5 protein-coding genes are annotated in these 6,323 nt (G+C 74.9%); 2 read left to right on the top strand and 3 right to left on the bottom strand.

From position 1 onward, the window contains the following. Positions 1 to 865 (top strand): IclR family transcriptional regulator domain-containing protein (locus E1283_RS04810; RefSeq protein ID WP_165956011.1); only part of this gene is annotated, 865 nt, incomplete at its 5' end. Here E1283_RS04810 and E1283_RS04805 read toward each other — a convergent pair. Beyond that, on the bottom strand, positions 843 to 2,192 hold the full coding sequence (locus tag E1283_RS04805) for an MFS transporter (RefSeq protein ID WP_132816601.1): 1,350 nt from the start codon (positions 2,190 to 2,192) through the stop codon (positions 843 to 845). The two genes, E1283_RS04810 and E1283_RS04805, sit on opposite strands and share 23 nt — an antisense overlap. Positions 2,193 to 2,243: 51 nt before the next feature. Beyond that, positions 2,244 to 3,704: an aldehyde dehydrogenase family protein gene (locus tag E1283_RS04800; protein ID WP_132816600.1), complete on the bottom strand. Its 1,461-nt coding sequence runs from the start codon at positions 3,702 to 3,704 to the stop codon at positions 2,244 to 2,246. A 372-nt stretch (positions 3,705 to 4,076) separates the two neighbouring features. Here E1283_RS04800 and rho point away from each other — a divergent pair, with 372 nt between their 5' ends. Then, on the top strand, positions 4,077 to 5,237 hold the full coding sequence (gene rho / locus E1283_RS04795; protein ID WP_132816599.1) for a transcription termination factor Rho: 1,161 nt from the start codon (positions 4,077 to 4,079) through the stop codon (positions 5,235 to 5,237). Here rho and ligD read toward each other — a convergent pair. Next, a complete protein-coding gene (gene ligD, locus E1283_RS04790; protein WP_132816598.1) occupies positions 5,215 to 6,267 on the bottom strand; it encodes a non-homologous end-joining DNA ligase in 1,053 nt (350 codons plus the stop codon). The two genes, rho and ligD, sit on opposite strands and share 23 nt — an antisense overlap. Positions 6,268 to 6,323: the final 56 nt, after the last annotated feature.

The raw sequence follows: 6,323 nt of genomic DNA, 5'->3' as shown, positions 1-6,323 counted from the left end.
CCCGCCGCCGGAGCCCGCCCCCGAGCCGGCGGGCCGGCACGCCGAGCTGGCCAGGGCCGCGAAGCTCGAACTCGGCCCGGAGTTCGTCGAGTCGCTGGCCCGCGGCCTCGGCGTGCTGGCCGCCTTCGACCGCGCCGCCGGCGGCGACGAAGGCGTCACGCTCTCCGCGCTCGCCGACGCCACCGGCCTCCCCAGGGCGACCGTGCGCCGCTCGCTGATCACGCTCGAACACCTGGGCTACGTCCGGAGCGACGGGCGCAGGTTCTGCCCACGGCCGCGGGTCCTCGAACTCGGCTACGCCCACCTCTCCGGGCTGCCGCTCTCCCGGATCGCCCAGCCGCACCTGGTGCGCCTGGTGGCCGCCACGCACGACTCGGCCTCCCTCTCGGTCCTGGTCGGCGACGAGATCCAGTACGCGGCCCGGGTGCCGACCATCCGCATCATGAGCGTCGACATCACCGTCGGCACCCGGTTCCCGGCCCACGCCACCTCCATGGGCCGGGTGTTGCTCGCCGGACTGCCCGCCGCCGAGCGCGCCGCCCGCCTCGACCGGCTCGAACTCGCCCCGCTGACCCGGCACACCATCACCTCGCGGGACCGGCTGCGCGCCGAGCTCGACCGGGTGGCCGAGGCCGGACACGCGCTGGTCGACGAGGAGTTGGAGGAGGGGCTGCGGGCGCTCGCCGTCCCGGTCCTGGACCGCTCAGGCCGGGTGGTGGCGGCGGTCAACGTCTCGATGCACGCCAGTCGTCGCACCGCGGAGCGGGCCGTGGCCGAACTGCTGCCCGCGCTGCGCGAGGCGGCGGCCGGCATCGAGCACGACCTGCGTGTCGCCGGCCGGTTCACCCGCGTTCGGATCCCGTGACCGGTTCCGCCCCGCCGGCCGGCGCCCACCGCCGGCCGAGCCGGGCGGCCACCGGGACCAGGGCGATCATCGCCGCGCCGGTGAGGCCGGCGGCCGCGAACATCAGGAAGCCCCAGTCCTCGGCGCCGTTGGCGACCAGCGCCCCGCCCAGCCAGGGCCCGACCACCGCGCCCGTGCGGCCGATCCCGGTCACCCAGCCGAGGCCGGTGGCCCGTTCGGACGCCGGGTACACGCCGTCGGTCGCCGCGTAGACCATCACCTGGGCGCTGAACAGGAAGACCCCGGTCAGGAACACCACCACGTAGGTGACGCCCAGCGTCAGGTGTTCGCGCAGCAGCAGGGCACCGAGCGCCGTCAGCACGAACCACAGCGCCGAGACCCGCACCGCGCCGTAGCGGTCGGCCGTGTGGCCGGCGATCAGCATGCCCAGGATGCCGCCCGCGTTGATCACCATCAGGAAGCTGACCGAGGAACTGAGCCCGTAGCCGGAGGCCCGCATCAGCTGCGGCAGCCAGGTCGAGACGCCGTACACCAGCAGCAGTCCGCAGAAGGACGCCACCCACAACAGCGGGGTGGCGAGCCGCGACTCGGGACGGAACAGCGCGAGCACCGCGTCGACCCGACCCCGCACGCCGCCCGGCGGCGCCTCGGCCGGCCGCGGCGCGGCCATGCCGTACCGGTCGGCGACCGCCTCGGCCTCGGCCCGCCGGCCGCGCGCCAGCAGCACCGCGGGGGACTCGGGGAACCAGCGCAGCAGCAGCGGCACCGCGATCACCGCCGGCAGCACCCCGGCCCAGAAGACCCAGCGCCAGCCGTGGTCCGGCGCCACCCAGAGCCCGAGCCCGGTGGCCGCCATGCCGCCGCCGTGGTACGAGGTCATCAGCAGCCCGGTGGCCAGCGCCACCCGCCGCGGTGGCGCGAACTCCATGACCACGGCGAGGCAGATCGGCATCAGACCGCCGAGGCCGAGGCCGGCCAGGAAGCGCCCGGCGCCGAACGACCCGGTGCCGGCGGCCAGCGCGCAGACCGCGGAGCCGGCCGAGAACAGCGTGACGCTGGCGATGATCGTCGCCCGGCGGCCGATCCAGTCGGTGACGTTGCCGGCCACCAGGGCGCCGACCAGCATGCCGGAGGTGGTCCAACTGCCGATGGTGCCGGCGATGGACGGGGTCAGGCCCAGGCCCTCGTCGTCGAGCATGTGCGGCATCACGGCGCCGTAGATGTTGACGTCCATGCCGTCGAAGAAGACCGCGAGCCAGCAGAGTGCGAGCACCGGGGCCACGGAGCGGAAGCCGTGGGAGGGGGACACGGGGGATTGCGAGGTCATGGCGGTCCTTGGGGAGTCGGGGACGGACCTCAGGGATGACGGGAAGTGCTTTCAGAAAGGGAAGTGCGCGTGCCGGCCGGCCAGGGTGATCCAGCGGGTGGTGGTGAACGCCTCGACGCCCCACTGGCCGCCGAACCGGCCGTAGCCGCTGGCGCCCACGCCGCCGAACGGCGCCTGCGGCTCGTCGGCCACGGTCTGGTCGTTGACGTGCACGATGCCGGTGCGCACCCGCCGGGCCACGGCGAGCCCGTGGCCCGCGTTCTCGGTGAGGATGCCGCAGGTCAGCCCGTGGGGCGTGTCGTTGGCCAGGGCCACGGCCGCGTCGTCGTCGGGGAAGGCGCGCAGCACGCAGACCGGCCCGAACGCCTCGCCGTGGTGCAGCTCCATCTCCGGCGTGACCCCGGTGAGCACCGTCGCCCGGTGCAGCGCGCCCTCGGGCTCGCCGCCGCCGGTGAGCACGGTGGCGCCCCGGTGCGCCGCGTCCGCCACCAGGGCGGCCACCCGCCGGGCGGCGCGCGCGCTGACCAGCGGGCCGATCACGGTGCCGGGATCGGCCGGGTCACCGTGCGGGAGGGCCGCGACCCGCGCCGTGAAGCGCTCGGTGAACTCGGCCGCCAACGACTCGTGGACCAGCACCCGGTCGCCCGACATGCAGATCTGGCCGGCGTTGTTGAAGACGCCGAACACGGCGGCGTCCACCGCGTAGTCGAGGTCGGCGTCAGCCAGCACCACGATCGCGTTCTTGCCGCCCAACTCCAGTACGGCCGGCTTGAGATGGCGGGCGGCGTGGGCGCCGATCAACCGGCCGACGGGCGTGGAGCCGGTGAAGTTGACCGCCCGCACCGCCGGTTCGGCGATCAGCGCCTCGGCCACCTCGGCCGCGTCCGCCGGGTCGTTGCTGACGACGTTGAGCACGCCGTCCGGCAGGCCGGCCGCCCGCAGCACGTCGGCGATCAGGTAGCCGCAGGCCAGCGGCGCCTCCTCGCTCGGCTTCAACACCACCGTGTTGCCGGCCGCGAGCGCCGCCGCGACCGCGCGGACGCCGAGGATCACCGGCGCGTTCCAGGGCACGAACGCGGCCACCACGCCCACCGGTTCGCGCACCGCGAGCCCCAACGCCCCCGGCTCCTGCGCGGCCAGCACCTCACCGCGCGGGGCGGTGACGGCGGCGGCCGCCTCGCGCAGGTTCTCGGCGCCGAGCCACACGTTGAACCCGGCCCAGCCGGCCGTGCCGCCGACCTCGCCGGCCATCAGCGCGACCACCTCGGCCTCGCGCTCCCGCAGCACGTCGGCGGCCCGCAGCAGCAGCGCCCGCCGCTCCGCGGGCGGGACCGCGGCCCAGTCGGGGAAGGCGGCGTCCGCCGCCGCGACGGCCCCGGCCACGTCTCCCGGCCCACCGGCCGCGACGGTGGCGAAGAGCTCGCCGGTGAACGGGCTGACGTCCTCGGTGACGCGGCCGCCGGCCGCCGGCACGTCCGCGCCGCCGATGAACAGCTCGCGATGTCTGGTCATGGAGAGAGCTCCCTTGCTCCGTGCGCCGGCACGCCCTCGCGCCCCGCACCGTCCGACCGTTCGCCTGGTGAACTTTTATTCGCAGTTCGCGGCGAGGGGAGTGTGCGAGCGGGCGTCGGGCCTGTCAAGGCATCGCACGACCCCGGTCGACGGTGTTACCGTGAAGACAGCATGTGAGCGCGCCGCACTCGGCGCCCGTGCCCTCTCCCCTCAGCCGCATCCGTCGGCGCCCGCCCCTCCGGGCCGGCGAGACCCGCGGCCGATTTCTCCCGACGCGACGAGCGCGCCGCGCCCCGCGTCCCGATCAGCCGTGCTCACGGCGCATCCCCGCATCCCGTACCGCGACGCTCTTCCGATCCCGAAGGACCCCGCATGACGACCACCATCCCCCGCACCCAGAACCCCACCGAGGGTTCCACCGACACACCCGCCGCCGAGGCCGTCACCGGCGTCGTCGACACGGCGAGCGGCGGCCACCACCTCCGCGTCCACGGCTGGCTGCCAGGGCCGGACGACGCCCGGATCCCCACCGCCCTGGTCCGCAGGCACGGGCTGCGCCCCGGCGACGCCGTCACCGGCGGCGCCACCGGACGCGACCGCCAACGCCGACTGGTCCGGCTGGACACCGTCAACGGCCTGCCGCCCGAACTCCTCGCCGACCGCCCCGACTTCGCCGACCTCGTGCCCGTGTTCCCCCACGAGCGGCTACGGCTCGAGACCACCAGGGGCCAGCTCGTCACCCGCGTCATGGACCTGCTCACCCCGATCGGCAGGGGGCAGCGCGGGCTGATCGTCGCCCCGCCCAAGGCCGGCAAGACCCTGGTGCTCAAGGCCATCGCCGACGGCATCGCCCGCAACCATCCCGAGTGCCGGCTGATGCTCCTGCTCCTCGACGAACGCCCGGAGGAGGTCACCGAGTTGAGCCGGTCCGTGGCCGCCGAGGTGATCGCCTCCCACTTCGACAGGCCGGCCCGCGACCACATCGCCGTGGCCGCCCTCGCCGTCGAACGCGCCAAGCGCCAGGTGGAACTCGGCCAGCACGTCGTCCTCCTCCTCGACTCCCTCACCCGGCTCTGCCGCGCCCACAACAACGGCGGCAAGGCCAGCGGACGCATCCTCACCGGCGGCATCGACGCCGCCGCGCTGCACCAGCCCAAGCGGCTCTTCGGCGCCGCCCGCGCCACCGAGAACGGCGGCTCGCTGACCATCCTGGCCACCGCCCTGGTGGACACCGGCTCCCGCGGCGACGACTTCTACTTCGAGGAGCTCAAGAGCACCGGCAACATGGAGCTGCGCCTCGACCGCACCCTGGCCGAGCGCCGCGTCTTCCCCGCCCTCGACATCGAGCCCTCTGGCACCCGCCGTGAGGAACTGCTCCTGCCGCCCACCGAGTTGGCCGTCATCAGGCGGCTGCGCCGCGCCCTGGTCGAACGGGACCCGCGATCGGCCGTGGAACAACTGCTCGACCGGCTCCGCGACACGGCGGACAACGCCGAGTTCCTCGTCCGGGTCAGCCGGACGACCCCGGCGTAGCCGACCCACCACCGGCGTCCCGCCGCCGGTCCCGGTCCCGGCTCGGCTGGACCCGCTTGGGCTCGCCCGCGACCTTCGGATGGTCCGGCGGATAGGGCAGGTCGCCGAGGCCGTGCTCGCGCTCGTCCCGCGCCGCGAGTTCGAGCACCGCCTCCAGGCGGTACGCGTGCTCGACCATGTCCGCGTGCACGTCCCCCCGCTCCGCGTACCGGTCCGGCATCGTCGCCAGGTCGAAGTCCGCCGGCCTGGCGTCGTCCACCTCGTCCCAGCGCAGCGGCGCCGAGACCGTGGCGCGCGGTGTCGGCCGCACCGAGTAGGCGCTGGCGATGGTGCGGTCCCTGGCCGTCTGGTTGTAGTCGACGAAGATCCTCGCCCCCCGCTCCTCCTTCCACCACGCCGTGGTGACCCGGTCGGGGGCCCGCCGCTCCAACTCCCGCCCGATCGCGATCGCCGCCCGCCGCACCTGCGGGAACGTCCACTCGGGCACGATCGGCACGAACACGTGCAGGCCCCGGCCGCCCGACGTCTTGGGCCAGCCCCGCAGCCCGAGCTCGTCGAGCAGCTCCCGCAGCTCCCCGGCGGCCCGGACCGCGTCCTCGTACCCGGTGCCTGGCTGCGGGTCCAGATCGATCCGCAGCTCGTCCGGATGGTCCGTGTCGCCGCGCCGCACCGGCCAGGGGTGGAACGTCAGCGAGCCCAGGTTCGCCGCCCACACCACGGCGGCCGGCTCGGTGGGGCAGATCTCGTCCGCGTGCCGGCCGCTGGGGAACGAGATCCGGCCGGTCGGGATCCACTCCGGCAGGTTCTTCGGCGCCCGCTTCTGGAAGAAGGACTCGCCCGTCACCCCGTCCGGATACCGCTCCAGGGTGGTCGGCCGGTCCCGCAGCGCGCGCAGCGCCCCCTCGCCCACCGTGACGTAGTAGCGGATCACGTCCAGCTTGGTGAAGCCGCGCTCCGGGAAGTAGACCTTGCCCGGGTTGGACACCCGGACCGTGCGGTCACCCACCGTGATTTCCGTCGCCTCGGCCATAACGCCACGGTAGGCGGCGCTACCCGGACGCGCCCGCCGGCGGGCGGGGGCCCCGC

It is taken from the genome of Streptomyces hainanensis, assembly GCF_004348415.1.
Classification (GTDB): Bacteria; Actinomycetota; Actinomycetes; order Streptomycetales; family Streptomycetaceae; genus Streptomyces; species Streptomyces hainanensis.
This window is presented reverse-complemented; position numbering and strand designations above follow the sequence as displayed.